Source organism: Mycobacterium sp. (assembly GCF_029961025.1).
Lineage (GTDB): Bacteria > Actinomycetota > Actinomycetes > Mycobacteriales > Mycobacteriaceae > Mycobacterium.
This window is the reverse complement of sequence record NZ_JASBVP010000015.1, coordinates 95,722-119,583: the sequence shown is the minus strand read 5'-3', so window position 1 is coordinate 119,583 and position 23,862 is coordinate 95,722. Positions and strand designations below refer to the sequence as shown.

The window sequence follows — 23,862 nt, the reverse complement described above, 5'->3', positions numbered from 1 at the left end:
CGAGCTGGCCGCCCACTATGACTGCCTGATCGACCCGGCGCGGGCGTTTAAACCGTAGTTCCCCCCGCTAGACGGGTCTGGTTCTTGTTTTCCGTTGCTGAGCAGACGCTTTGCATCCGCAGCCGAACGTGAGTGTAGACATGTATTCTAAATTTGTTGCGGCGTGTCATATAGTGGCGGGCCATACTGGCTGGTTTTATGTGATATAAAGTAGACATGTATGTGGCGCGGGTGCCGAATCGCGGGTCACCGCCGGCGATTCTGCTGCGGGAGTCCTACCGCCAGGACGGCAAGGTGAAAAACCGCACCCTGGCCAACCTGTCGCGCTGGCCAGCGCCCAAGGTCGAGGCGTTGACGCGGGTGCTCAAAGGCTTGCCGACGGTGGGCGATCTATCCGAGGCCTTCGAGATCACCCGCAGCCTGCCGCATGGGCATGTGGCCGCGGTGCTGGGCACCGCCCGCGGCCTAGGTGTCGAAGAACTCATCGACCCGACACCGTCACGTCGGCGCAATCTGGTGATGGCAATGCTGGTGGCCCAGGTCATCGCCCCGGCATCCAAGCTGGCCACCGCCCGCGGACTGCGCGCCCAGACCGCGACCAGCTCGCTAGGTGAGGTGCTGGGGGTCGACGGGGCCGACGAGGACGACCTGTATGCGGCGATGGACTGGGCGCTGGCCCGCAAAGAGAGCATCGAAGACCAGCTGGCCGCACGGCATCTAGCTGATGGCACCGTGGTGCTCTACGACGTGTCCTCGGCGGCCTTTGAGGGCCGCACCTGCCCACTGGGCAAGATCGGGCACGCCCGCGACGGGGTCAAAGGACGCCTGCAGATCGTCTACGGACTACTGTGCACCTCCACCGGGATACCGGTGGCCATCGAGGTGTTCGACGGCGACACCGCCGACCCGAAAACCCTGTCTGTGCAGATCGAAAAGCTCAAAGACCGGTTCGGGCTATCCCGGGTGGCTCTGGTGGGTGATCGCGGCATGATCACCAGCGCGCGCATCACCGCCGAACTTCACCCCGCCGGGCTGGACTGGATCACCGCGCTACGCGCCCCCCAGATCAAGGCCCTCGTCGAAGCCGACGCCTTGCAGCTGAGCTTGTTTGACACCCAAGACCTCGCCGAGATCGACTCCCCGGACTACCCCGGTGAACGCCTGATCGCCTGCCACAACCCCGACCTGGCCCAACGGCGCACCCGCAAGCGTCACGAGTTGTTGGCGGCCACCGAAAAACAACTGTCCGCCATCGCGGCAGCCACCACCCGAACACGGCGCCCGTTGCGCGGCAAAGACACGATCGCCCTGCGGGTCGGCAAGGTGATCAACCGCCACAAGATGGCCAAACACTTCCACCTCACCATCACCGACACCGCGTTCAGCTTCACCCGCAACGACGAGGCTATCGCCGCCGAAGCCGCCCTCGATGGCATCTACGTGCTGCGCACCAACCTGCCCACCACCGCTTTGGACCGCGACGACGTCGTGTTGCGCTACAAGGGACTCGAAGACGTCGAACGGTTCTTCCGCACCCTCAACAGCGAGCTTGACGTGCGGCCCATCCACCACCGCCTGGCTGACCGGGTCCGCGCCCACATGTTCCTACGGATGCTGTCCTACTACATCAGCTGGCATATGAAACAGTCCCTGGCCCCAATCCTGTTCGTCGACAACGACAAAACCGCCGCGGCCGCCAAACGCCCCAACCCCATCGCCGCCGCCCAACGTTCCGATGAAGCCCTCACCAAGGCAGCGCGTAAACGCACCCACGACGACACCCCCGTACATAGTTTCACCAGCCTGCTTGCCGACCTGGCCACCATCTGCGCCAACCAGATTCAGCCCACCGAGCACACACCGGCATTCACCAAGATCACCAGCCCCACCGCACTGCAGCGGCGCGCCTTCGAACTCCTCGGCGTCTCCCACCGCCACGGCCTCGCGTAGTCAGTACAGCATCACAAAAACCCAGCTCAGCCACTAAATCGGGTCTATCGCTTTGGTTTGCGTCTGAGTTCGCCGCAGAGATCGGGGTGAGAAATTACCCAATGCTGGCAGTCTTCTCGGGTGATCCGAGAGGAGCTGCTTATGCCCGAGTTCAGCAACGGTCGGCGTCGTGCGACGAGCCTGTCGGCGGAGACGAAGTGTGTCGCCTGCCAGGGTGATGGGACCACCGGTTTGCCATGAGCATGGGACCGGGTTGTCTCCGATCGTGGGCCGTGTGGTGATGGTGGCCTAGGTGGGGGCTGCTGGTCAATCCGGAGTTGAAGGGGCCGGCTTTCTGGTACGCGGCTTTTGCCGTTGCCGGTACGACTCGCCTTCGATGATGAGTTCGTAGGCGGCCGATTGCAGCCGGTCCATCGCGGACTGGGCTAGCAGCGGGTCGGCCATCATGGTCAGGATCTCCGGTGGCTCGCGGTTGCTGGTGATGATCGTGGAGGCGTTGCGGTGGCGTTCGACAATGAGTTCGTAGAAGTCGCTGGTCTCGGTGGTTTCTAGCCGGTGCAGGGCCAGGTCATCGATGATGAGCAACTCGACTCGGTGCAGTTTGCGCATTTCGTCTTCGTAGCTGGCGTCTAGTCGTGCGCCGCGCAGGCGTTTGAAGAGTTTGTCGGCGCGTTCGTGATGCACGCTGTGGTGTCGCCGTATGGCGATGTGTCCTAAGGCGTTGGCCAGGAATGTCTTTCCCACTCCGACCGGCCCCATGATGAGCACGTTGTAGGCGTCGGCGAGAAACCGCAGCGAAGTCAGCTCCGCCCACAGCTCCTGATCGAAGCTGACCGCAGCGGTGTCATCCCAGGCCTGCAGCTGCATCTGCGGGTCCAGGTGGGCGGCCTTGGCGCGCAGTTGTGCGGATTTGCGGTCGCGGCGGGTGACTTCGTCGGCCAGCAGCATCTCCAAAAAGTCGTGATGCGGCAGCCGGTTGGCCCGTGCCAGGGCCAAACGCTCGGGCAGCGTGTCGAGCAGCTGGCCCAATTTGAGCCGACGCATCAGCGCTTTGAGCTCCGCCGACACCTCGATCGGCTGGACCGCCGGGGCGGTGTGGGGGCGGGTCGGGCTCATGAGGGCCTCCGCACCGCGAAATCGGAGCTGGCGCGCACGAAGCGCGACGCTGCTGCGGGCGGCGCTGGCATCTGCGGCAACCGCTCGCCGCCGCCACGGCAGCACATGCGGTCAATGAGTCCCACGTCGATCACTTCCGCCTCCAGCGCCCGGCGGCAGGCATCATCGACCGCATCGGCGCCATGGCGGCGCACCACCCCCAGCAGCCGGTAGACCTGACGCATCCTGGTCCACGGCAGCGGATGCTCCAACACCGCCGCCGCATAGGCACCAACGTGAGCGCCGTAGGCGAAGGCCTGGCGTTGCAACGTGTTCAGATCACGCATGGCTGTTTCGCGTTTGAAAATCGCTTATAATGGTTTAAGAACCATCCTCAACGAGGCACGGATGATCGAAGCCCGCACGAACGCAATCCTGCCGCGGCGCTGTGTGCGGCTCGAGGACGCCGAGGAGCTGCTGGCTGTCATGGCCGGCGAGCGCGACGCCGTTCCGCCCGTCCACGGCGTGTTGACCCCCTGACGGAGGCCCCGGCTTCGTGGCCGGCCGCTAACGATACGGGCGCATATCAGCCGCGCACCGCTACCCGAGGCAATAGCGGCTACACGATGCGATAGGTCTGCACGGCGTGGGCGACGACGGCCCCCTCGGCGTCGGTGGCGGTGATCTCGGTGAAGGTCAGGTCCTTGCGCCGACGCACGGTGCGCGCATGGCACCGCAGGTCGCAGCGCTTGGCGGCACCGGTGTACTGGATGCTCATGGTGACGGTGGCGGCCCGGGTCCCCTTTTCGAAGTCGTGGTTTGACCAGGCCGCTGCGGCACCGGCGGTGTCCATCACCGACGCGATCACCCCACCGTGAAAGTAGACCCCGTCGTTGGTCAGGTCTTCCCGGAAGGGCAGCCGGATGGTGACGTCATCGGGCTCGTAGCGTTCGAACACGATGCCCAGCTGCGCCAGAAACGGCGTCGCCGGCATCAATTCCCGCACCGCCTGGCGGCGTTGGCGCTGTTGCTCCTCGGTCAGGCCCATGGCCGCACTCTATCGCATGCGATTGACATATCAATCAATAACGGGATAGCGTCGAGGCGATGCGAACCCGGATCGCCGAGATGCTCGACGTGGAGTTTCCGATCTGCGCGTTCAGCCATTGTCGCGACGTGGTGGCCGCGGTGTCCAACGCCGGCGGTTTCGGAGTCCTCGGCGCCGTCGCGCACAGCCCGCGCCGCCTGCAGACCGAGCTGACCTGGATCGAACGGCAGACCAACGGCAAACCCTACGGAGTGGACCTGCTGCTGCCGCCGAAGTACGTCGGCGCCGAGCGGGGCGGTATCGACGCGGGGCAGCTCAGCGCGCTGCTGCCGGAGCAGCATCGGGCCTTTGTCGACGACCTGCTGGCCCGTTACGACGTCCCGTCCGGGTCGGCGCCCGAGTCGCCGGGAGCCCAGCTCAGCATCTCCCCCAAGGGCTATCAGCCGCTGCTGGACGTTGCCTTCGCCCACGACATCCGGCTGATCGCCAGCGCGCTCGGGCCGCCACCGCCGGATCTGGTCGAACGCGCCCACGCCCACGACGTGCTGGTGGCCGCCCTGGCCGGCACCAAAGAGCACGCGCTGCGCCACGTTGCCGCGGGGGTCGACGTGATCGTCGCGCAGGGCACCGAGGCCGGCGGGCACACCGGCGAGGTGACCACGATGGTGCTGGTCCCCGAGATCGTCGACGCCGTCTCCCCGACGCCCGTCCTGGCCGCCGGCGGGATCGCCCGCGGACGCCAGATCGCCGCGGCTTTGGCCCTGGGCGCCGAGGGCGTGTGGTGCGGTTCGGTGTGGCTGACCACCGAGGAAGCCGAGACACCCGTGGTGGTCAGGGACAAATTCCTGGCCGCCACCTCCTCGGACACGGTGCGGTCGCGGTCGCTGACCGGCAAGCCCGCCCGCATGCTGCGCAGCGCCTGGACCGACGAATGGGACCGGCCCGACGCCCCCGACCCGCTGGGCATGCCGCTGCAGAGCGCGCTGATCGCCGATCCGCAGCTGCGAATCCAGCAGGCCGCCACCCGCCCGGGCGCCAAGGCCCGCGAGCTGGCGACCTATTTCGTCGGCCAGGTGGTCGGCTCGCTGGACAAGGTACGCCCGGCCCGCACGGTGGTTCTCGAGATGGTCGAGGAGTTCATCGACGCCGTCGGGCGTCTCGAGCGGCTGGCGCAGCGGTGACCGCCGCCCCCGCCCCCGGCGACCAGCGCCGCCGGCGTCGCGCGATCAGCGACGAGGACAAGTCGGAGCGCCGCGGGCAGATTATCGCTGCGGCCAAAGAAGTCTTCGCCCACAAGGGTTTTCACGCCACAACCATCGCCGACATCGCCAAGCGGGCCGGGCTGGCCTACGGCTCGGTCTACTGGTACTTCGACTCCAAAGACGAGCTGTTCCACGCGTTGATGGCCGTCGAGGAGGCGGCCCTGCGGGCACACCTGGCGGCGGCGGTCGCTGCGCCACCCGACGGCGCCAACGGGGTGGCGGTGTTCCGCACCGCGGTGCAGGCCACCTTCGAGTTCTTCGAAGCCGACAAGGCGACCGTCAAGCTGCTCTTCCGCGACGCCTATACCCTCGGCGACCGGTTCGAAAAACACCTCGGCGGCATCTACGAGCGGTTCATCGACGACATCGAAGCCTTTGTCGTCGCCGCCCAGGAGCGCGGCGAGATGGTGGCCGCCCCACCCCGGATGGTGGCCTACACCCTGGCGGCGCTCATCGGGCAGCTGGCGCACCGGCGGCTGTCCACCGACGACGGCGTCACGGCGAGCCAAGTCGCGGATTTCGTCGTGTCGCTGGTGCTGGACGGGTTGCGCCCACGGCGGGACTGAGCATGCGTTTCGTGGTGATCGGGGCCGGGATGGCGGGTGTGCTCGCCGCCATCAAGCTGCGCGAGGCCGGTTTTACCGACGTCACCGTCTACGAGAAGGCCGATCGGCTCGGCGGCACCTGGCGGGAGAACACCTACCCGGGCATCTGCTGCGATGTGCCCGCGCACCTGTACACCTACAGCTTTGCCCCCAACCCGGAGTGGAGCCACGTGTTCGCGCCCGGTCCGGAGATCCTGGCCTATCTGGACAGCGTCGCGCACCGCTACCGCGTCGACGGACTGATCCGCTACGGCCGCGAAGTGCGGCGCCTCGAGCATGACGGCACCAGGTGGCGCGTGCAGACGTCCACCGGCGAACACGATGAGGCCGACGTGGTGATCGCCGCCACCGGGGTGCTGCACCACCCGCGCTATCCCGACATCGACGGGCTCGACGAGTTCGCCGGCCGGGTGTTTCACAGCGCCCGCTGGGATCACGGCGTGCCGCTGAGCGGGGCGCGGCTCGGGGTGATCGGCACCGGTTCATCGGCGGTGCAGATCACCGGCGCCGTCACCGACATCGTGGGGGAATTCCACCTCTTCCAGCGCACCCCCAATGGGTCGTGCGGCTGCAGAACCCGCCCATCGACGACGCCGAGCGGGCCCGTTACCGGGCGAATCCGGCGATCCTGGCCCAACTGCGCGCGCAGCTGAACACCAGTTTCATCCAGAGCTTCGCCGACGCCGTCGTCGACGCCGAATCCCCCGCGCTGAAGCTGCTGCAACAGGCGGCCCTGGCGAATCTGGAGGAGAACGTCACCGATCCCGGGCTGCGGGCGAAGCTGCGGCCGGACTACCGGGCGGGTTGCAAGCGGTTGATCATCTCGCCGAACTTCTACGACGCCATCCAGCGGCCCAATGCCCACCTGATCACCGAGCCCATCGAGCGGGTGGAGGCCCAGGGGGTGCGCACCGCCGACGGGCGGCTGCACCGCCTCGATGTGCTGGTGCTGGCCACCGGGTTTCGGGTGGACCGCTTTTTGCGCCCGATGGCGGTGGTGGGCCGCGGCGGAGTGCGCCTCGACGAGGTCTGGGGTCGGCGGCCGGTCGCCTACCTGTCGGTGTCGGTGCCGGATTTCCCGAACCTGTTCATGCTCAACGGTCCCAACGGGCCGGTCGGCAACTTTTCGCTGATCGACGTCGCCGAGGCCCAGATCTGCTACCTGATGCAGCTCCTCGAGCTGTTGAACCGCGGTAAGTGCCGCCAGATCAGCGCCGGCCACCGGGCCACCGCCCGGTTCGAGGCCGAGCGGGTGCAGGCGGCCCGCCGGACCGTGTGGGTGACCGGCTGCCGCAGCTGGTACCTCGACGACCGCGGGGTGCCGGTCGCCTGGCCGTGGAGTTTCAGCCGCTTCCAGCGGGTCATGACGCGACCGAACCTGGCCGATTACGAACTCGTCTAGGGCCCGCTCGGCGGTCGTGCCGCCGTGACGTGTCAGGGATCCGCTAACAATCCGGACACGGGGGAAGCTATGGGTTTGACGTCGTGGCGTTGGTATTGCACTATCGGGTAGGTAAGCACCTCGTTAGGCGAGGCGGCCACACGGATACAGGCCACTGACCCCGAACGTCGAGAGACGCCCAGGGTCAGGACAGCTCCTCCCGGCTTAAGGGTTGAGCCCAAGTGGCTTCCGGTGTCTCCGGATACGGCGTGTGGTGTCGAAGCCCTGACGAGTGGGGTGCGGTCTTCCGGCGGTCGCCGGGTTCTGCGCTCCCGCTTGCGTGTGAAGGATGCGGGTATCCCGCATGTGTGCTGGCCGCGAGGAGGTGAGGGACGCATGAGTTCCAGTTCTAGTCCGGGTCGATATCCGGGCTTAGTTTCGTCCCGATCCGGCTTGCGGCACGGCGTTTCCCCTGGCCGTTGAGCTAAAAAGCGCGAGTTGCCTCACCGGCCGAGCGATCCGCTCGGATGCCGGGAACCGGGAGAGGGACGGAACAGTCAGTCCAGAAGTGTCCGATTGATTTTCCGTCGAGGAGGCAACCATGACTGCTGTTCTGTGGGATGACGTAGCCACGAGAGTGCCCGCTGCGCCCAAGCTGCGGGCGGTGCCGGTCGCAGCGCCGGCGACAACGGCCGCCAAGAAGACCGCCGAAAAGGCCACGCCGGCGAAGGCCACGCCGACGAAGAAGGAGCTAGCCAAGCGCCTGGATGACCGGCCGTTCGGCGTCGGAGGTGACCCGCTGGTGGAGGGGGCCGCGTGGTTGTTGCGTGCTCCGATGCACCAGCTGTACGCGGCGCTGTGGCGGGTGGGGCTGTTAGAGGTCCTGGCGTGAGAGCACCCGGTGCATCTCCGGTCACCGATCCCATCAGCGATGCGGGTATCACCGATGCGTGGCGCGCACTAGGCCCAAGGGGCTGCCCGACCGCAGCGTAGCGGTGCGGCCGGGCAGCCCCTTGGCATTCCCGCGGGAGAGGGTGAACCCGCGCATGCGGCAAGCGCCGTGTGACTTTTCGCCGTCCGGTCGCGGGGCGAAGCCGGCATGGCTGACACTGCGAAAACGCGACAACTAGTCGCGTCGTCCGCAGTAGCGTTGAGACACCGGCTTGCCCGAACCCGATGCGCCCGGGACCAGGGCGGGCGGCGGCCGCGAAGGAGGGTGTCATGGCGACCGATCTGACGCTCTATCTGGATGACGAGCCCGGTGAGCTGGCCCGGGTGGGTGAGGTGCTCGGGAGAGCGGGCGTCAACATCACCGGTCTGTGCGCTCTGGGCAGCGGGGGAGGACAGGCGGAGCTGCACATCCTGGTGCAGGACCCCACCGCGGCGTTCGAAGCGCTGACCAGCGCCGGCATCAAGATCGAAGGAGAGCAGGGGGTCATCGTTCTCGAGGTGGCGGATCGCCCCGGCGCGCTGGCCGAGGCTGTCCACAAGCTCGGCGCCGCAAAGGTCAACCTGGACACCGTCTACCTGGCGACCAACACCCCCCTGGTGCTGGGGGCCGACAACCTGGCCGACGCCAAGGCCGCGCTGGGCTGAGCGCCCGGCGGGGTCCGCCCGGAGCCCGGCGGGCGCAGCCCGTAGAATCTCGAGGTAACGGCGTTGATCCGGCCATCACCGGGGAGCCTTCGGAAGAACGGCCGGCTTCGGCGATGCAACGCGATGGAAGCGGCCCAGTAGAACCGAACGGGTCGGCCCGTCACAGCCTTAATCGAGCGGCCACGCCACGTCGGCGTGTGCAAGCGGGGTGGTACCGCGGCGCTCGCGCACCGGCGCGGCGTCGTCCCCGGCCTACCGGCATGGCGGTGCCAAAATCGGCACCGTGGCACAGGAGACGACGCGTTGACCGAGCACACCTATCCACGGCCGGCCGGTGGCGCCCCCGACTTTCCGGCGTTGGAACTCGAGGTTCTCGACTACTGGGCGGCCGACGACACCTTCCGCGCCAGTATCGCCCGTCGCGCCGGTGCCCCGGAGTACGTGTTTTATGACGGGCCGCCCTTCGCCAACGGCTTGCCGCACTACGGGCATCTGCTCACCGGCTATGTCAAAGACATTGTGCCGCGGTATCGCACCATGCGCGGCTATAAGGTGGAGCGCCGCTTCGGCTGGGACACCCACGGGCTGCCCGCCGAGCTCGAGGTCGAGCAGCAGCTCGGCATCACCGACAAATCCCAGATCGACGCCATGGGCATCGCGGCGTTCAACGACACCTGCCGCGCGTCGGTGCTGCGCTACACCGACGAATGGCGGGCCTATGTGACCCGCCAGGCCCGCTGGGTCGATTTCGACAACGACTACAAGACCCTCGATCTGCCCTACATGGAGTCGGTCATCTGGGCGTTCAAGCAACTGTGGGACAAGGGCCTGGCCTATGAGGGTTACCGGGTGCTGCCGTATTGCTGGCGCGACGAAACCCCGCTGTCCAACCACGAGTTGCGCATGGACGACGACATCTACCAAAGTCGCCAGGACCCGGCGATCACCGTCGGATTCCGTGTCCCTGAAGGCGAATTGGCGGGCGCCTACCTGCTGGTGTGGACGACGACACCCTGGACGTTGCCGGCCAACCAGGCGGTCGCGGTCAACCCCGATGTGACCTATGTGCAGGTGCGGGCCGGCGATCGCCGGTTCGTGCTGGCCCAGGCCCGGCTGGGCGCCTACGCCCGCGAGCTCGGTGAGCACCCCGAGGTGCTGGGCACCTGCCGCGGCGCCGACCTGCTGGGCCTGCGATACCTACCACCATTTCGGTATTTTATGAACTCGCCCAATGCTTTTCGCGTGCTGGCCGGTGATTTTGTGACCACCGAGGACGGTACCGGCATCGTGCACCTGGCTCCGGCCTACGGCGAGGACGACATGCTGGCCGCCGACAAGGCCGGCATCGTGGCGGTGACCCCGGTGGATTCCAAGGGCCGTTTCGACGCCACCGTGCCGGACTATCAGGGCCGGCACGTCTTCGACGCCAACGCGCGGATCATTCGTGATCTGAAGAACGGCAGCGGACCCGCCGCGGCCAACGGGGCGCTGCTGCTGCGCCACGAAACCTACGAGCACCCCTACCCGCACTGCTGGCGGTGCCGTAACCCGCTGATCTACCGTGCGGTGTCGTCGTGGTTTGTCAAGGTCAGCGAATTCCGGGACCGCATGGTCGAACTCAACCGGCAGATCACCTGGTACCCCGAGCATGTCAAAGACGGCCAGTTCGGCAAGTGGCTGCAGGGGGCGCGCGACTGGTCGATCTCGCGAAACCGCTACTGGGGCACTCCGATTCCGGTGTGGAAGTCCGACGATCCGGCCTACCCGCGGATCGACGTCTACGGCAGCCTCGACGAGCTGGAGCGCGACTTCGGGGTGCGCCCGGACAACCTGCACCGGCCCTACATCGACGAGCTGACCCGCCCCAATCCCGATGACCCGACGGGACGTTCGACGATGCGGCGCATTCCCGACGTGCTCGACGTCTGGTTCGATTCGGGCTCCATGCCCTACGCGCAGGTGCACTACCCGTTCGAGAACGCCGAGTGGTTCCAGACGCACTACCCGGGAGACTTCATCGTCGAATACATCGGGCAGACCCGTGGCTGGTTTTACACCCTGCACGTGCTGGCCACCGCGCTATTCGACCGGCCCGCGTTTAAAACCTGTGTGGCGCACGGGATTGTTCTGGGCTATGACGGCCAGAAGATGAGCAAGTCGCGGCGCAACTATCCCGACGTGACCGAGGTGTTCGAGCGCGACGGTTCCGATGCCATGCGCTGGTTTTTGATGGCCTCGCCGATCCTGCGCGGCGGCAATCTGATTGTCACCGAAGCGGGCATCCGCGAAGCGGTGCGCCAGGTGCTGTTGCCGCTGTGGAACGCCTACAGCTTCCTGGCGCTCTACGCACCGAAAGCCGGTTCCTGGCGCACCGATTCGCCGCACGTTTTGGATCGCTACATCCTGGCCAAGCTCGCCGCGCTGCGGGATCAGCTCACCGCGGCGCTGGATGCCTGCGACATCTCCGGGGCCTGCGAGCAGCTGCGGCGCTTCACCGAGGCGCTGACGAACTGGTATGTGCGCCGCTCACGCCAACGGTTCTGGGACGAGGACCCCGACGCCGTGGACACCCTGCACACCGTGCTGGAGGTCACCGGCCGGCTGGCCGCCCCGCTGCTTCCGCTGACCACCGAGGTCATCTGGCGCGGGATCACCGGTGAGCGTTCGGTGCACCTGACCGACTGGCCGGCTGCCGGTGACCTGCCCGCCGACCCGGCGCTGGTGGCCGCCATGGACCAGGTGCGCGAGGTGTGCTCGGCGGCGTCGTCGCTGCGCAAGGCGCACCGGCTGCGGGTGCGGTTACCGTTACCGAAACTCACTGTGGCGGTGGAGGATCCGCATCGGCTGGAGCCGTTCACCGACCTTATCGCCGATGAGCTCAACGTCAAGAAGGTCGAACTCAGCGACGACATCGCTCGCTACGGGCGCTTCGAGCTCAGTGTCAACGCCCGGGTCGCCGGGCCGCGGCTGGGAAAGGACGTGCAGGCCGCCATCAGGGCCGTCAAGGCGGGCGAGGGCGTCGTCAACCCGGACGGCACGCTGACCGCGGGCCCCGCGGTGCTGCAACCCGGCGAGTACAGCTCGAAGCTGGTGGCCGCCGACCCGGAATACACCGCCGCGCTGCCCGACGGCGCGGGCCTGGTGGTGCTGGACGCCACGGTGACCCCCGAGCTGGAGGCCGAGGGCTGGGCCAAAGACCGCATCCGCGAACTGCAGGAACTGCGCAAGGCGATCGGCCTGGACGTTTCCGACCGGATCAGGGTGCGGATGTCGGTGCCGGCGCAGCGCCAGGGGTGGGCGCAGGCGCACCGCGAGATGATCGCCCGGGAAATCCTCGCCACCCACTTCGAGTTCGCTGAGCCGGCAGCGGACGCCGTCGCGATCGGTGACGGCGTGCGGGTCGCCATCGCCAAGGCTGAGCCGGCCGCCCGGCCGGGCCGCTGAGCTGCGGACCCGGCCGACCCGGCCGGGCCGCCCGGCCGCCCGGCCCGGCCGCCGGGCCGCCCGGCCGCCCGCGAAAGTGCAACTGGCGACGCATATCGCGAGTAGACCCGTCGGCAGGTGCACTTTCGCGGCATGTCGGGGTGTCATGGCAGTCTGCACCGCATGGGGAGGCCAACACCGTTCGTCGGAACCGATGCGGTCCGGGCCGGCACGGTGACCGAACGGGAACTGCGACGCTCCTGCACCCGGATTTACCGCAACGTCTACCAGCGGCGCGGTGGGGAGCTCACCGCGCGAGACCGGGCGCTGGCCGCGTGGCTGTGGTCGGGGCGGAAAGCGGTCGTCGCCGGTAACTCCGCGGCGGCGCTGCTCGGCGCGGAGTGGGTGGACCCGCACGCGCCCGCCGAACTCATCAGCGACCGCAAACGTCCGCCGCCGCTGATCATCACCCGCAACGAGACGCTGCTGGCCGGTGAGACCACGGCGGTCGACGGGATTGCGGTGACCTGCCCCGCCCGGACCGCGTTCGACCTGGGTCGGCGGCCCGGGCTGGCGGCAGCGGTGATCCGGCTGGACGCCTTGGGGCGGGCCACCGGGGTGACGGCCGACGACATTGGGCCGCTGATCGAGACGCATCGCGGTGCCCGCGGCCTGAAACAGCTGCGACGGGTGCTTTCCCTGGTGGACGCCGGCGCCGAGTCGCCCCAGGAGACCCGGACCCGGCTGGTGCTCATCGGCGGGGGCCTGCCGCGGCCCCAGACCCAGATCGTGGTGCGCGACGAGTGGAATTGGGTGCTGGCCCGCATCGACATGGGCTGGGAGGACTGGCGTGTCGGCGTCGAATACGACGGTCCGCAACATTGGACCGATCCGCGGGTCCGCGCCAACGACATCGAGCGCACCGCCGCGCTGCAGCGCCGGGGCTGGCGGCTGGTGCGGGTGAGCTCCGAGCTGCTGCGCTGCCGGCCGCACGTCATCGTGGCCCGGGCTCGGGAGGCGTTGCGTGCGGCGGGCTGCCCGCTTGTGTGACCGCGAAAGTGCAACCACCAACCTATTGCCCGAGTAGACCCGTCGACAGGAGCACTTTCGCGGCCAAAGGCAGCCAAGGAGGGCCAAGGGCGGCCGGGGACGGCCGAGGACCGGCAGGCGGGATGATTGAGGGTGTGACCGCCCGCTGGGTCGTGCACCTGGACATGGACGCGTTCTTCGCCTCCGTCGAGCAGCTGACCCGCCCCACGCTGCGAGGCCGCCCGGTGCTGGTCGGTGGTCTGGGCGGCCGGGGTGTGGTTGCCGGCGCGAGTTATGAAGCCCGGGTGTTCGGCGCCCGTTCGGCGATGCCGATGCAGCAGGCGCGCCGGCTGGTGGGCATCCAGGCGGTGGTGTTGCCGCCACGCGGCATGGTGTACCGGGTGGCCAGCCGCCGGGTTTTCGACACCGTGCGCGGCGTGGTGCCGGTCGTCGAGCAGCTGTCGCACGACGAGGCGTTCGCCGAGCCGCCCGGGCTTTGCGGCGCGCCGGCTCGGGACGTCGAACGATTCTGCGAGGACCTGCGGCGACGGGTGCGCCAGGAGACCGGCCTGGTCGCCTCGGTGGGCGCGGGTTCGGGGAAACAAATCGCCAAGATCGCCTCGGGGTTGGCCAAGCCCGATGGCGTTCGGGTGATCCGGCGCCGCGAGGAGCAGGCGCTGCTCGCCGGTTTGCCGGTGCGGCGGCTGTGGGGCATCGGCCCGGTCGCCGAGGAAAGGCTGCACCGGCTGGGCATCGAGACCATCGGGCAGCTGGCCGCGCTGAGCGAGGCGGAGGCGGCCAACATCCTGGGGGCCACCGCCGGCCCCGCACTGCACCGGCTGGCCCGCGGTGTCGACGACCGCCCGGTCGCCGAGCGCGCCGAGGCCAAGCAGATCAGCGCCGAGTCCACGTTCGCGGTCGATGTGACCACCCTCGAACAGCTACAGGAGGCGGTCGCCCCGATCGCCGAGCACGCGCATCGACGGCTGGTCCGCGACGGGCGGGGCGCACGCACCGTCACGGTGAAGCTGAGGAAATCCGATATGGGCACGCTCACCCGCTCGGCGACCCTGCCGCACGCCACCACCGACGCCGCCGCGCTGGTATCGGTGGCCCGCCGGCTGTTGCTGGACCCGCGCCAAATCGGGCCGGTGCGTCTTCTCGGTGTGGGCTTTTCGGGTTTGACCGAGGTACGCCAGGAGCCGCTGTTCGTCGATCTCGAACCGACGGCGGCGACATGGGAATCCCACCAGGCGGATGCGGCGCCGCCGGAGCCTGCGGGGTGGCGGGTGGGAGACGACGTGGCCCACCCCGACCTGGGGCACGGCTGGGTGCAGGGTGCGGGGCACGGGGTGGTCACGGTGCGGTTCGAAACCCGCGTCACCGGCCCGGGCCCGATGCGGACGTTGCCCGCCGACACCGGCGATCTCACCCGCGCCGACCCGCTGGACAGCCTGGCCTGGCCGGACTATGTCGCCGGGCTGCGGGCCGAGGCCGGGCTGCGGGCCGAGGCCGGGCTGCGGGCCGAGGACGGGCTGCGGACCGAGGACGGGCTGCGGGCCGAGGACGGGCTGCGGGCCGAGGACGGCTCAGCCCCACCGGTCGATGACCTCGCCGGCCGGTAGGCCCGTCGCCAGCGCGGCCATCAGCAGCACCCGGGCCTGCGGTGGCGGGAGCCGCGGCACCATCAGCGCGCCCGCGGCCACCAGCTCGCGGCCCGGACCGTAGCCCGCTCCGACCCGCCCGCCCGCGACCCGGGTGGACACCGCAACCACCACCCCGGCGCGGCACTGCCGGCGCACCCCGTCGATCACCGCGGCCGGCGCGTTGCCCGAGCCCAGCGCCGCCAGCACCACCCCCCGCGCGCCGGCCGCCACGCAGGCGTCCAGCGCCACCGCATCACTGCCCGCATAGACGGCCACGATGTCCACCCGGGGCGCGGCGGCGGCGGTCAGCTCACCCAGATAGGGCCGGGTTTTGGGACGCGTCAGCGTCACGCCGCCGTCGACGGTGCCGACCAGGTCGCCGGCGAAGCCGCTGCGACCCGCCGTTTTCCGCAGGCCCAGCGGCTGCCATAGCCGCCCGCCCAGGCAGACCAGCACCCCCAGGCCGCGGGCCGACGGGCTGGCGGCCACCGCCAGCGCGTCGCGCAGATTACCGGGACCGTCGGTGTCGGGTGCGTCGGCGCCGCGCAGCGCACCGGTCAGCACCACCGGCGCGGCGCCGGCGTAGGTGAGTTCCAGCCACAGCGCGGTCTCCTCGAGGGTGTCGGTGCCGTGCGTGATGACCACACCCGCCGCGCCGTCGCCGGTCGCGGTCCGCACCGCCGCCCGCACACGGTCCCAGTCGGCGGGTGTCAACTGGGAGCTGTCCACCGCCATCAGGTCCACCACGTCGACGTCAAGACCCCGGGTCAGCTCCGCTGCGCCGCGAGTGGGCCGCAGCACCCCGTCGGCGCCGGCGCTGCTGGCGATCGTGCCGCCGGTGCTGATCACGGTGAGCCGGCTCATGCCGGCATCATGCCTGACGTCCCTAACGGATGCGGGTACGGGATGATGGAGGAGTGAGCGATCACGGATCGACGGAGCCGATGACGGCGGCCGGGGAGGCCGCGGGGTCCGACGCCCCCGCGCCGCCGCGGCGGCTGCGCCTGCTGCTCTCGGTGGCGGCGGTGGTGCTGCTCCTCGACATCGTCACCAAGGTGCTGGCGGTCAAGCTGCTCACACCGGGGCGGCCGGTGTCGATCATCGGCGACACCGTGACCTGGACCCTGGTGCGCAATTCCGGGGCCGCGTTTTCCATGGCCACCGGCTACACGTGGCTGTTGACGCTGATCGCGATCGGGGTCGTGGGCGGCATCTTTTGGATGGGTCGGCGGCTGGTGTCGCCGTGGTGGGCGATCGGGCTGGGGATGATCCTCGGCGGCGCGACGGGCAATTTGGTCGACCGGTTCTTCCGCTCGCCGGGGCCGCTGCGCGGACACGTGGTGGACTTCTTGTCGATCGGGTGGTGGCCGGTGTTCAACGTGGCCGACCCGTCGGTGGTGGGCGGGGCCATCCTGCTGGTGGTGTTGTCCATCCTGGGCTTCGACTTCGACACCGTCGGGCGGCGTAGGGGCGGGTGACCGGGGGCGAGGATGCACAGCGACGCGCTGTCGAGGAGCCGGCGTTGACGACCGAGCGCTCACTGCCCGTCCCGGAGGGCCTGGCGGGCATGCGGGTCGACGCCGGGCTGGCGCGGCTGCTCGGCGTGTCGCGCAGCGCCGCGGCGGCGATCGCCGAAGACGGCGGTGTGGCACTCGACGGCGCACCGGCGGGCAAGTCCGATCGGCTGAAGGCGGGGGCCTGGCTGCAGGTGCGACTGCCCGATGCGCCGGCACCGCCGGCGAACACCCCGGTCGAGGTCGAGGGCATGACGATCCTCTACGCCGACGAGGACATCGTCGCCGTCGACAAACCCCCTGGGGTGGCGGCGCATGCGTCCGTCGGCTGGAGCGGGCCCACGGTGCTGGGCGGATTGGCGGCCGCCGGCTACCGGATCACCGCCTCGGGGGTGCCCGAGCGCCAGGGCATCGTGCATCGCCTGGACGTCGGCACCTCGGGGGTGATGGTGGTGGCGCTCTCCGACCGGGCCTACACCGCTCTCAAGCGCGCGTTCAAACACCGCACCGTCGACAAGCGCTACCACGCGCTGGTGCAGGGCCACCCCGACCCGTCCAGCGGCACGATCGACGCGCCGATCGGCCGGCACCACAGCCACGACTGGAAATTCGCGGTCACCAAAAACGGCCGACACAGCCTCACCCACTACGACACCCTGGAAGCCTTCGTCGCCGCCACCCTGCTCGAGGTGCACCTGGAGACCGGGCGCACCCACCAGATCCGGGTGCATTTCGCCGCGCTGCACCACCCCTGCTGCGGGGACCTCACCTACGGCGCCGACCCGACGCTGGCGGAAAAGCTTGGACTGCAACGTCAATGGCTGCATGCGCGGTCGCTGTCGTTCACCCATCCGGGTGATGGGCGGCAGATGCGGATCGTCAGCCCGTATCCGGCCGACCTGCAGCACGCCCTGGAGGTGCTGCGCGCCGAGAGCTGACCCCGTCAGCGGTCCGGTTTGCGGGCGTCGACGAGGACCCGGGTGGCATGGGCGACAAACGGCCCGCCGGAGGCGATGCGCTCATGCAGCTCCCGCAGCCGGTCGCGGTAGCGGTCCACGGTGAAGTCCGGAACGGTCCAGATCACCTTGCGCAGAAAGTAGACGACGGCGCCGACGTCGAAGAACTCGACGCGCAGCCGCTCCATCTGGAGATCCACGAGCTGCAGGCCCGCGGCGCGCGCCCCGGCCCGTTGGGCGTCCGGATGAAATTCGGCGCCCCGCGCTGGCCGCGGGCCGGTGAAGTAGTCGGCCAGCTCGGACATCGTCGCGGGCCCGATGTGCTGGGCGAAGTAGGCGCCGCCCGGCCGCAGCACCCGGGCGATTTCGGTCCACCACACGGCGGTCGGGTGGCGGCTGATGACCAGGTCGAACGCCTCGTCGGCGAACGGCAGCGGCGGCTCGTCCCGGGTGCGGACGACCACCGCGCCGCGCGGGTGCAACCGCCGGGTGGCCAGCGCGGCGTTGGGTGGGTAGGGCTCGGTGGCCGCCATCGTGGTCGGGAATTTCGCCGCGCCGGCCAGCACTTCGCCGCCGCCGGTCTGGATGTCCAGGGCCGCCGACACGCCCGCCAGCCGTTGGCTCATCAGGCGTTGATAACCCCACGACGGGCGCTGTTCGCTGCCCCGGCCGTCAAGCCAGGAGAAATCCCAGCCCTCCACGGGTGCCGCGGCGGCCTCCGCCACCAGCTCGTCGAACGTTCGGGGCACCCCCGCATTGTGCTGGCATGGCGATCGGGGCACCGCGCCGGGTTGGCGAGCTCGCTTGTCGGCCGCTCGTTATCCAGGCGCGCGATCGGTCAGACTCGAGCCGTCGCGTAATCCGACGCGATGTCGCCAGCCAGCGGCGCGACGATCGCGAGTATTTCATCGACCGTCTCGGGGGAAACGCCGGCCGCCGACAGCGCATCGGTCAAATGGCCCGCCACCAGGTTGAAGTGGTGCATGGTGATCCCGCGGCCCCGATGCGCCTGCTTCATCGACACCCCGGTGTACGGCTCGGGCCCGCCCAGGGCGGCGGCCAGGAATTCGGCTTGGCGCCCTTTCAGGCGGCTCAGGTTCGTCCCGGAGAAAAAACCGGCCAGCTGATTGTCGGCGAGCACCCGCCGGTAGAAATCCTCGACGACGACCTCGATCGCCTCATGGCCGCCGATTCGGTCGTAGATGGGCAATGTGTGGTTCATGTGATCCATGCCGCCAAGGCCATCAACTCGCCGTTGCGCGTCGATTAGGTGACCGTCACGCCGGGATTGCCCGTGGTAAAAAACCGGTTGCCGGCGACTCACCAGGTGTTGGGCGCCGGTGTGCGGACACCCCGGGCGCCGGTAGCCGGCCTGCCCTCGAGGCGTTGGTGATGACGGGGTGTCCGGCGAGGGTGCGGGCGTTGAGACACACTTGGCCGACACGCCGGGCGGCGTCGGCGGCGGGCCCTAGACTGGCCTTCGATGAGCGGCTCTTCTTCGCGGTCCTTCGTGCACCTGCATAACCACACCGAGTACTCGATGCTCGACGGTGCCGCGAAGATCACCCCGATGCTCGCCGAGGCGCAGCGGCTTGGCATGTCCGCCATCGGGATGACCGATCACGGAAACATGTTCGGCGCCAGCGAGTTCTACAACGCCGCCACCGAGGCCGGGATCAAGCCGATCATCGGGATCGAGGCCTACGTCGCTCCCGGTTCGCGTTTCGACACCCGGCGAATCCTCTGGGGCGATCCCGGCCAGAAGGCCGACGACGTGTCCGGGGGCGGCTCCTACACCCACCTGACGATGATCGCCGAGAACGCCACCGGGCTGCGCAACCTGTTCAAGCTGTCCTCGCTGGCGTCGTTCGAGGGCCAGCTGGGCAAGTGGGCGCGGATGGACGCCGAGCTGATCGCCGAACACGCCGCCGGCATCATCGCCACCACCGGCTGCCCGTCGGGTGAGGTGCAGACCCGGCTGCGGCTCGGCCAATACCGCGAGGCGCTGGAGGCGGCGGCCACCTGGCGGGAGATCTTCGGTGCCGACAACTACTTTCTCGAGCTGATGGATCACGGGCTGGCCATCGAACGGCGGGTGCGCGACGGGCTGCTGCAGATCGGCCGCGCCCTGGACATCCCCCCGCTGGCCACCAACGACTGCCACTACGTCACCCGCGACGCCGCCCACAACCACGAGGCGCTGCTGTGTGTGCAAACCGGCAGGACCCTCTCGGACCCCAACCGGTTCCGGTTCGAAGGCGACGGCTACTACCTCAAATCGGCCGCCGAGATGCGCGCGATCTGGGACGACGAGGTGCCCGGCGCCTGCGACGCCACGCTGGCCATCGCCGAGCGGGTGGGCTGCTACGCCGACGTGTGGGCCCGACGCGACCGGATGCCGGTGTTCCCGGTGCCCGAGGGCCACGACCAGGCGTCGTGGCTGCGCCACGAGGTGGACGCGGGCCTGCGCCGGCGATTCCCGGGCGGACTGCCCGACGGGTATGCCCAGCGGGCCGCCTACGAGATCGAGGTCATCTGCGCCAAGGGATTTCCCTCCTACTTTCTGATCGTCGCGGACCTGGTCAACTACGCGCGGTCGGTGGGCATCCGGGTCGGGCCGGGCCGGGGCTCGGCCGCCGGCTCGCTGGTCGCCTACGCCCTGGGCATCACCGACATCGACCCGATTCCGCACGGCCTGCTCTTCGAGCGGTTCCTGAACCCGGAACGCACGTCGATGCCCGACATCGACATCGACTTCGACGACCGCCGCCGCGGCGAGATGGTGCGCTACGCCGCCGATAAGTGGGGCCATGACCGGGTCGCCCAGGTGATCACGTTCGGCACCATCAAAACCAAAGCGGCGCTAAAGGACGCGGCGCGAATCCACTACGGGCAGCCCGGTTTCGCGATCGCCGATCGAATCACCAAGGCGCTGCCGCCGGCGATCATGGCGAAGGACATCCCGCTGGCGGGTATCACCGACCCCAGCCACGAGCGCTACAAGGAAGCCGCCGAGGTCCGCGCCCTCATCGACACCGACCCCGACGTGCGCACCATCTACCAGACCGCCCGTGGCCTGGAGGGGCTGATCCGCAACGCCGGGGTGCACGCGTGCGCGGTGATCATGAGCAGTGAGCCGCTGACCGAGGTCATCCCGCTGTGGAAACGGCCGCAGGACGGCGCGATCATCACCGGCTGGGATTACCCGGCGTGCGAGGCCATCGGCCTGCTCAAGATGGACTTCCTCGGGCTGCGCAATCTGACGATCATCGGTGACGCGATCGAAAACATCAAGGCCAACAGGGGAATTGACGTCGACCTGGAGTCGCTTCCCCTCGACGACCCGGCCACCTACGAGTTGCTGGGCCGCGGCGACACCCTGGGGGTGTTCCAGCTCGACGGCGGTCCGATGCGGGATCTGCTGCGCCGCATGCGGCCCACCGGCTTTGAGGACGTCGTCGCGGTGATCGCGCTGTATCGGCCCGGGCCCATGGGCCAAAACGCGCACATCGACTACGCCGACCGCAAAAACGGCCGTCAGGCCATCACGCCGATTCACCCCGAGCTGGCCGAGCCGCTTTCCGACATCCTCGCCGAGACCTACGGTCTGATCGTCTACCAAGAGCAGATCATGCGCATCGCGCAGAAGGTGGCCGGATATTCGCTGGCCCAGGCCGACATTCTGCGCAAGGCCATGGGAAAGAAGAAGGCGGACGTGCTGGCCGCCGAATACGAGAACTTCGCGGCGGGGATGCGCGCCAACGGCTTTTCGGCCGGCGCGATCAAGGCGCTCTGGGACACCATCCTGCCGTTCGCCGACTACGCGTTCAACAAGTCGCACGCCGCCGGCTATGCCATGGTGTCGTATTGGACCGCCTATCTGAAGGCCAACTATCCCGCGGAATACATGGCGGGGCTATTGACCTCGGTCGGCGACGACAAGGACAAGGCCGCGGTGTACCTGGCGGACTGCCGCAAGCTCGGCATCACCGTGCTGCCACCCGACGTCAACGAGTCCGGACTGAACTTCGCCTCCGTGGGCACCGACATCCGCTACGGCCTGGGTGCGGTGCGCAACGTGGGCGCCAATGTCGTTGCCTCGCTGATCAAGACCCGCACCGAGAAGGGCAAGTTCACCGACTTCTCCGACTATCTGAACAAGGTGGACATCGCCGCGTGCAACAAGAAGGTCACCGAGTCGCTGATCAAGGCGGGCGCGTTCGACACGCTGGGGCATCCGCGCAAGGGGCTGTTTTTGGTGCACAGCGACGCGGTGGACTCGGTGCTGGGCACCAAGAAAGCCGAGGCGATGGGCCAGTTCGACCTGTTCGGTGGCTCGGATACCGCCGTGGACGCGGTGTTTTCCATCAAGGTTCCCGACGAGGAGTGGGACGACAAGCACAAGCTGGCGCTGGAGCGCGAGATGCTGGGCCTGTACGTGTCCGGGCATCCGCTCAACGGCGTCGCGCACTTGCTGGCCGCCCAGGTCGACACCGCGATCCCGGCGATCCTCGACGGTGAGGTCCCCAACGATGCGCCGGTCAAGGTGGGCGGCATCCTGGCGTCGGTGAGCCGGCGTGTGAACAAGAACGGAATGTCCTGGGCATCAGCGCAATTGGAAGACCTCACCGGGGGCATCGAGGTGATGTTCTTCCCGCAGACCTACTCCACCTACGGCGCGGACATCGTCGACGACGCCGTCGTGCTGATCAACGCCCGGGTGGCGGTCCGCGACGATCGGACCGTGTTGATCGCCAATGATCTTGTGGTGCCTGACTTTTCCAACCTCAAGGCGGACCGCCCGGTTGCCGTCAGCCTGCCGACCCGGCAGTGCACCGCCGACAAGGTCAGCGCGCTCAAACAGGTGCTGGCCCGCCACCCGGGTACCTCGCGGGTGCATCTGCGGCTGGTCAGTGAGGACCGGGTCACCACGCTGGAGCTGGATCCCGCCCTGCGGGTGACGCCGTCGCCGGCGCTGATGGGCGACCTCAAGGAGCTGCTGGGCCCGGGCTGCCTGGGGGGGTAGCGTTAGCCGCCGGGCGCCGGTAGATCACGCCCTCCTTCATGACGAAGTCGACCCGGCCGGTGGCCTCGATGTCGGTGAACGGGTCCCCGGGCATGGCGATCAGATCGGCGATCTTGCCCTCGGCGACCACGCCGCGATCGTCGAGACCCAGCAAGTCGGCCGCCGTGCTGGTGGCGGCTTGCAGGGCCCGCAGCGGGGTGATGCCGGCGGACACCATCATCGGGAACTCCCGCCAATTCTCGTGGTGCGGGAACATGCCGGCGTCGGTGCCGAACGCGATCCGGACGTCGCTCCCGGCGAGCCGTTCGGCGGCGGCCAGCAACGCGGCCCGGTATTTGCGGGCTTTGCGGCGGGCATACTCGGGCGCCGCCGCCCAGCGGGGGTCGTCGTCGCCGCGGTGCGCCCCGGAGAGGATCGCATACTGCGTGGGAACCAAAAACACCCCGGCGTCCCGGATCATCCGCAGCGTCTCCGCCGAGGCGAGGTTGCCGTGTTCGATGCTGCGCACCCCGGCGCGCACCGCGCGCCGGATGCCGTCGTCGCCGTAGCTGTGCGCGGCGACCGGGACACCGAGGTCGGCGGCCGTCGCCACCAGCACGCCCATCTCGTCGTCGCTGTAGGTGGCCTGCCCGGGATCATCCGACGGGGAGGCGAACCCCCCGGTGGCGGCGAACTTGATCCAGTCCGCCCCGGCCCGGATCTCCTGGCGGACCCGGGTGCGGATCTCGTCACAGCCATCGGCGGCGGCGAGCTCCAGGGCCCGCGACGGCCCCTGGTACTGCCCGGCAAGCATCGCGCTGAAATCGCCGTGGCCGCCGCGCGCGGACAGCAGATGCGGCGCCACCAGCAGCCGCGGGCCGTCCACGATGCCGGCCGCCACCGCCTCGCGCAGGTCGATCGTCGGGTAGTCGACGTCCGCGCACCCCAGGTCGCGCACCGTGGTGAACCCGTTGCTCAGCAAGGCCCGCAGCACCGGCAGCGCCTTCAACGCCTTCGCGACGCTGGAGTCAGCGGCCAGGGCCGGGCCGAGCGGCGGGGCCAGGGTGAGGTGAACGTGACAGTCGATGAATCCCGGTGTCAGGGTGTGCCCGGACAGGTCGATCCGCTGCGCGTCGGCGGGTGCCTCGACCGCCTCGCCCACCCGCTGGATGCGCGCATCGTCGACGAGCACCTGCCGTGGCACGGGCCCGCCGGAAAGCCCGTCCCAGACGTTCGCACCGGTGATCAGGGTCGGCGGCATTCTTGCCACTGTAGCCCCGCCCGGGGCACCGCCGAGGGCACCGCCGAAGCGGCGCCCCCGGGTGGCCGTACCCCACGGACCGGCCCTTACA

At 69.0% G+C, this 23,862-nt stretch carries 19 protein-coding genes, 2 pseudogenes and 1 riboswitch; of the genes and pseudogenes, 14 read left to right on the top strand and 7 right to left on the bottom strand.

The genetic code is table 11. The features are described 5' to 3' along the window. Positions 1–216 precede the first annotated feature (216 nt). The gene (locus tag QJR12_RS16180) at positions 217–1,950 is read left to right on the top strand and encodes an IS1634 family transposase (protein WP_300584253.1); all 1,734 of its coding nucleotides are present in this window, start codon (positions 217–219) and stop codon (positions 1,948–1,950) included. 306 nt (positions 1,951–2,256) lie between these two features. On the opposite strand, the gene QJR12_RS16175 is transcribed toward QJR12_RS16180, so the two are convergent. Together QJR12_RS16175 and QJR12_RS16170 are read right to left on the bottom strand one after the other, a co-directional pair. Then, entirely contained in the window at positions 2,257–3,066 is an 810-nt protein-coding gene (locus tag QJR12_RS16175; protein WP_300584251.1) for an ATP-binding protein, read from the bottom strand. Beyond that, positions 3,063–3,392, bottom strand: a complete 330-nt coding sequence (locus tag QJR12_RS16170; RefSeq protein ID WP_300584250.1) for a transposase — start codon at positions 3,390–3,392, stop codon at positions 3,063–3,065. Before QJR12_RS16170 ends, QJR12_RS16175 begins: the two co-directional genes overlap by 4 nt. An 82-nt stretch (positions 3,393–3,474) precedes the next feature. On the opposite strand from QJR12_RS16170, the pseudogene QJR12_RS16165 reads away from it, so the two are divergent. Then, positions 3,475–3,585 (top strand): annotated as a pseudogene (locus QJR12_RS16165) (hypothetical protein); the annotation flags it as partial. 79 nt (positions 3,586–3,664) lie between these two features. Here QJR12_RS16165 and QJR12_RS16160 read toward each other — a convergent pair. Next, the gene (locus QJR12_RS16160) at positions 3,665–4,093 is read right to left on the bottom strand and encodes a PaaI family thioesterase (RefSeq protein WP_300584248.1); all 429 of its coding nucleotides are present in this window, start codon (positions 4,091–4,093) and stop codon (positions 3,665–3,667) included. Between the two features lie 59 nt (positions 4,094–4,152). On the opposite strand from QJR12_RS16160, the gene QJR12_RS16155 reads away from it, so the two are divergent. From QJR12_RS16155 to QJR12_RS16115, 9 genes and pseudogenes are all read left to right on the top strand, one after another. Then, positions 4,153–5,274, top strand: a complete 1,122-nt coding sequence (locus tag QJR12_RS16155) for a nitronate monooxygenase family protein (protein WP_300584246.1) — start codon at positions 4,153–4,155, stop codon at positions 5,272–5,274. After that, positions 5,271–5,921, top strand: coding sequence for a TetR/AcrR family transcriptional regulator (locus QJR12_RS16150; protein ID WP_300584244.1), 651 nt, complete (start codon positions 5,271–5,273; stop codon positions 5,919–5,921). The genes QJR12_RS16155 and QJR12_RS16150 overlap by 4 nt, the downstream gene beginning before the upstream one ends. A 2-nt stretch (positions 5,922–5,923) precedes the next feature. After that, positions 5,924–6,613 carry an NAD(P)/FAD-dependent oxidoreductase gene (locus QJR12_RS16145; RefSeq protein ID WP_300584242.1) on the top strand — a complete coding sequence of 230 codons (690 nt, stop codon included), beginning with the start codon at positions 5,924–5,926 and terminating at the stop codon, positions 6,611–6,613. Beyond that, complete coding sequence (locus tag QJR12_RS16140) at positions 6,523–7,362, top strand: hypothetical protein (protein ID WP_300584240.1); 840 nt, start codon at positions 6,523–6,525, stop codon at positions 7,360–7,362. Before QJR12_RS16145 ends, QJR12_RS16140 begins: the two co-directional genes overlap by 91 nt. Positions 7,363–7,474: 112 nt before the next feature. Next, positions 7,475–7,645, top strand: a riboswitch (M-box (ykoK) riboswitch). Between the two features lie 297 nt (positions 7,646–7,942). Further along, positions 7,943–8,233: an Rv1535 family protein gene (locus tag QJR12_RS16135; RefSeq protein WP_300584238.1), complete on the top strand. Its 291-nt coding sequence runs from the start codon at positions 7,943–7,945 to the stop codon at positions 8,231–8,233. A 329-nt stretch (positions 8,234–8,562) separates the two neighbouring features. After that, positions 8,563–8,937 (top strand): amino acid-binding protein, encoded by a 375-nt coding sequence (locus tag QJR12_RS16130; RefSeq protein WP_300584236.1) that lies wholly within the window; start codon positions 8,563–8,565, stop codon positions 8,935–8,937. 303 nt (positions 8,938–9,240) lie between these two features. Continuing rightward, complete coding sequence (gene ileS, locus QJR12_RS16125) at positions 9,241–12,381, top strand: isoleucine--tRNA ligase (protein ID WP_300584234.1); 3,141 nt, start codon at positions 9,241–9,243, stop codon at positions 12,379–12,381. A gap of 162 nt (positions 12,382–12,543) precedes the next feature. After that, entirely contained in the window at positions 12,544–13,410 is an 867-nt protein-coding gene (locus QJR12_RS16120; protein WP_300584232.1) for a DUF559 domain-containing protein, read from the top strand. A gap of 134 nt (positions 13,411–13,544) precedes the next feature. After that, a pseudogene (locus tag QJR12_RS16115) lies at positions 13,545–14,864 on the top strand (DNA polymerase IV); the annotation flags it as partial. Between the two features lie 114 nt (positions 14,865–14,978). Here QJR12_RS16115 and QJR12_RS16110 read toward each other — a convergent pair. Next, complete coding sequence (locus QJR12_RS16110) at positions 14,979–15,899, bottom strand: asparaginase (RefSeq protein ID WP_300584230.1); 921 nt, start codon at positions 15,897–15,899, stop codon at positions 14,979–14,981. 80 nt (positions 15,900–15,979) lie between these two features. Between QJR12_RS16110 and lspA the strand changes: the two genes are divergently transcribed. Continuing rightward, a complete protein-coding gene (gene lspA, locus QJR12_RS16105; RefSeq protein WP_300584282.1) occupies positions 15,980–16,513 on the top strand; it encodes a signal peptidase II in 534 nt (177 codons plus the stop codon). Positions 16,514–16,602: 89 nt separating this feature from the next. After that, entirely contained in the window at positions 16,603–17,487 is an 885-nt protein-coding gene (locus QJR12_RS16100) for an RluA family pseudouridine synthase (protein WP_300584280.1), read from the top strand. Positions 17,488–17,492: 5 nt separating this feature from the next. Here QJR12_RS16100 and QJR12_RS16095 read toward each other — a convergent pair whose 3' ends face one another. Together QJR12_RS16095 and QJR12_RS16090 are read right to left on the bottom strand one after the other, a co-directional pair. Beyond that, the gene (locus QJR12_RS16095; protein ID WP_300584228.1) at positions 17,493–18,254 is read right to left on the bottom strand and encodes a class I SAM-dependent methyltransferase; all 762 of its coding nucleotides are present in this window, start codon (positions 18,252–18,254) and stop codon (positions 17,493–17,495) included. An 89-nt stretch (positions 18,255–18,343) separates the two neighbouring features. Further along, positions 18,344–18,727: a group 1 truncated hemoglobin gene (locus tag QJR12_RS16090; protein ID WP_300584226.1), complete on the bottom strand. Its 384-nt coding sequence runs from the start codon at positions 18,725–18,727 to the stop codon at positions 18,344–18,346. Positions 18,728–18,988: 261 nt separating this feature from the next. On the opposite strand from QJR12_RS16090, the gene dnaE reads away from it, so the two are divergent. Next, entirely contained in the window at positions 18,989–22,531 is a 3,543-nt protein-coding gene (dnaE, locus tag QJR12_RS16085; RefSeq protein WP_300584224.1) for a DNA polymerase III subunit alpha, read from the top strand. Here dnaE and QJR12_RS16080 read toward each other — a convergent pair. Further along, a complete protein-coding gene (locus QJR12_RS16080; RefSeq protein ID WP_300584223.1) occupies positions 22,494–23,771 on the bottom strand; it encodes an amidohydrolase family protein in 1,278 nt (425 codons plus the stop codon). The two genes, dnaE and QJR12_RS16080, sit on opposite strands and share 38 nt — an antisense overlap. Positions 23,772–23,862 lie beyond the last annotated feature (91 nt).

Bases quoted from the DNA above. Each gene is read 5' to 3' on its own strand.
- QJR12_RS16155 (WP_300584246.1), top strand. From the start codon at position 4,153: ATGCGAACCCGGATCGCCGAGATGCTCGACGTGGAGTTTCCGATCTGC.
- QJR12_RS16090 (WP_300584226.1), bottom strand. From the start codon at position 18,727: ATGAACCACACATTGCCCATCTACGACCGAATCGGCGGCCATGAGGCG.
- QJR12_RS16130 (WP_300584236.1), top strand. From the start codon at position 8,563: ATGGCGACCGATCTGACGCTCTATCTGGATGACGAGCCCGGTGAGCTG.
- QJR12_RS16160 (WP_300584248.1), bottom strand. From the start codon at position 4,093: ATGGGCCTGACCGAGGAGCAACAGCGCCAACGCCGCCAGGCGGTGCGG.
- QJR12_RS16170 (WP_300584250.1), bottom strand. From the start codon at position 3,392: ATGCGTGATCTGAACACGTTGCAACGCCAGGCCTTCGCCTACGGCGCT.
- lspA (WP_300584282.1), top strand. From the start codon at position 15,980: ATGACGGCGGCCGGGGAGGCCGCGGGGTCCGACGCCCCCGCGCCGCCG.
- QJR12_RS16180 (WP_300584253.1), top strand. From the start codon at position 217: ATGTATGTGGCGCGGGTGCCGAATCGCGGGTCACCGCCGGCGATTCTG.
- QJR12_RS16120 (WP_300584232.1), top strand. From the start codon at position 12,544: ATGGGGAGGCCAACACCGTTCGTCGGAACCGATGCGGTCCGGGCCGGC.
- QJR12_RS16100 (WP_300584280.1), top strand. From the start codon at position 16,603: ATGCGGGTCGACGCCGGGCTGGCGCGGCTGCTCGGCGTGTCGCGCAGC.
- QJR12_RS16135 (WP_300584238.1), top strand. From the start codon at position 7,943: ATGACTGCTGTTCTGTGGGATGACGTAGCCACGAGAGTGCCCGCTGCG.
- QJR12_RS16110 (WP_300584230.1), bottom strand. From the start codon at position 15,899: ATGAGCCGGCTCACCGTGATCAGCACCGGCGGCACGATCGCCAGCAGC.
- dnaE (WP_300584224.1), top strand. From the start codon at position 18,989: ATGAGCGGCTCTTCTTCGCGGTCCTTCGTGCACCTGCATAACCACACC.
- QJR12_RS16080 (WP_300584223.1), bottom strand. From the start codon at position 23,771: ATGCCGCCGACCCTGATCACCGGTGCGAACGTCTGGGACGGGCTTTCC.
- QJR12_RS16145 (WP_300584242.1), top strand. From the start codon at position 5,924: ATGCGTTTCGTGGTGATCGGGGCCGGGATGGCGGGTGTGCTCGCCGCC.
- QJR12_RS16175 (WP_300584251.1), bottom strand. From the start codon at position 3,066: ATGAGCCCGACCCGCCCCCACACCGCCCCGGCGGTCCAGCCGATCGAG.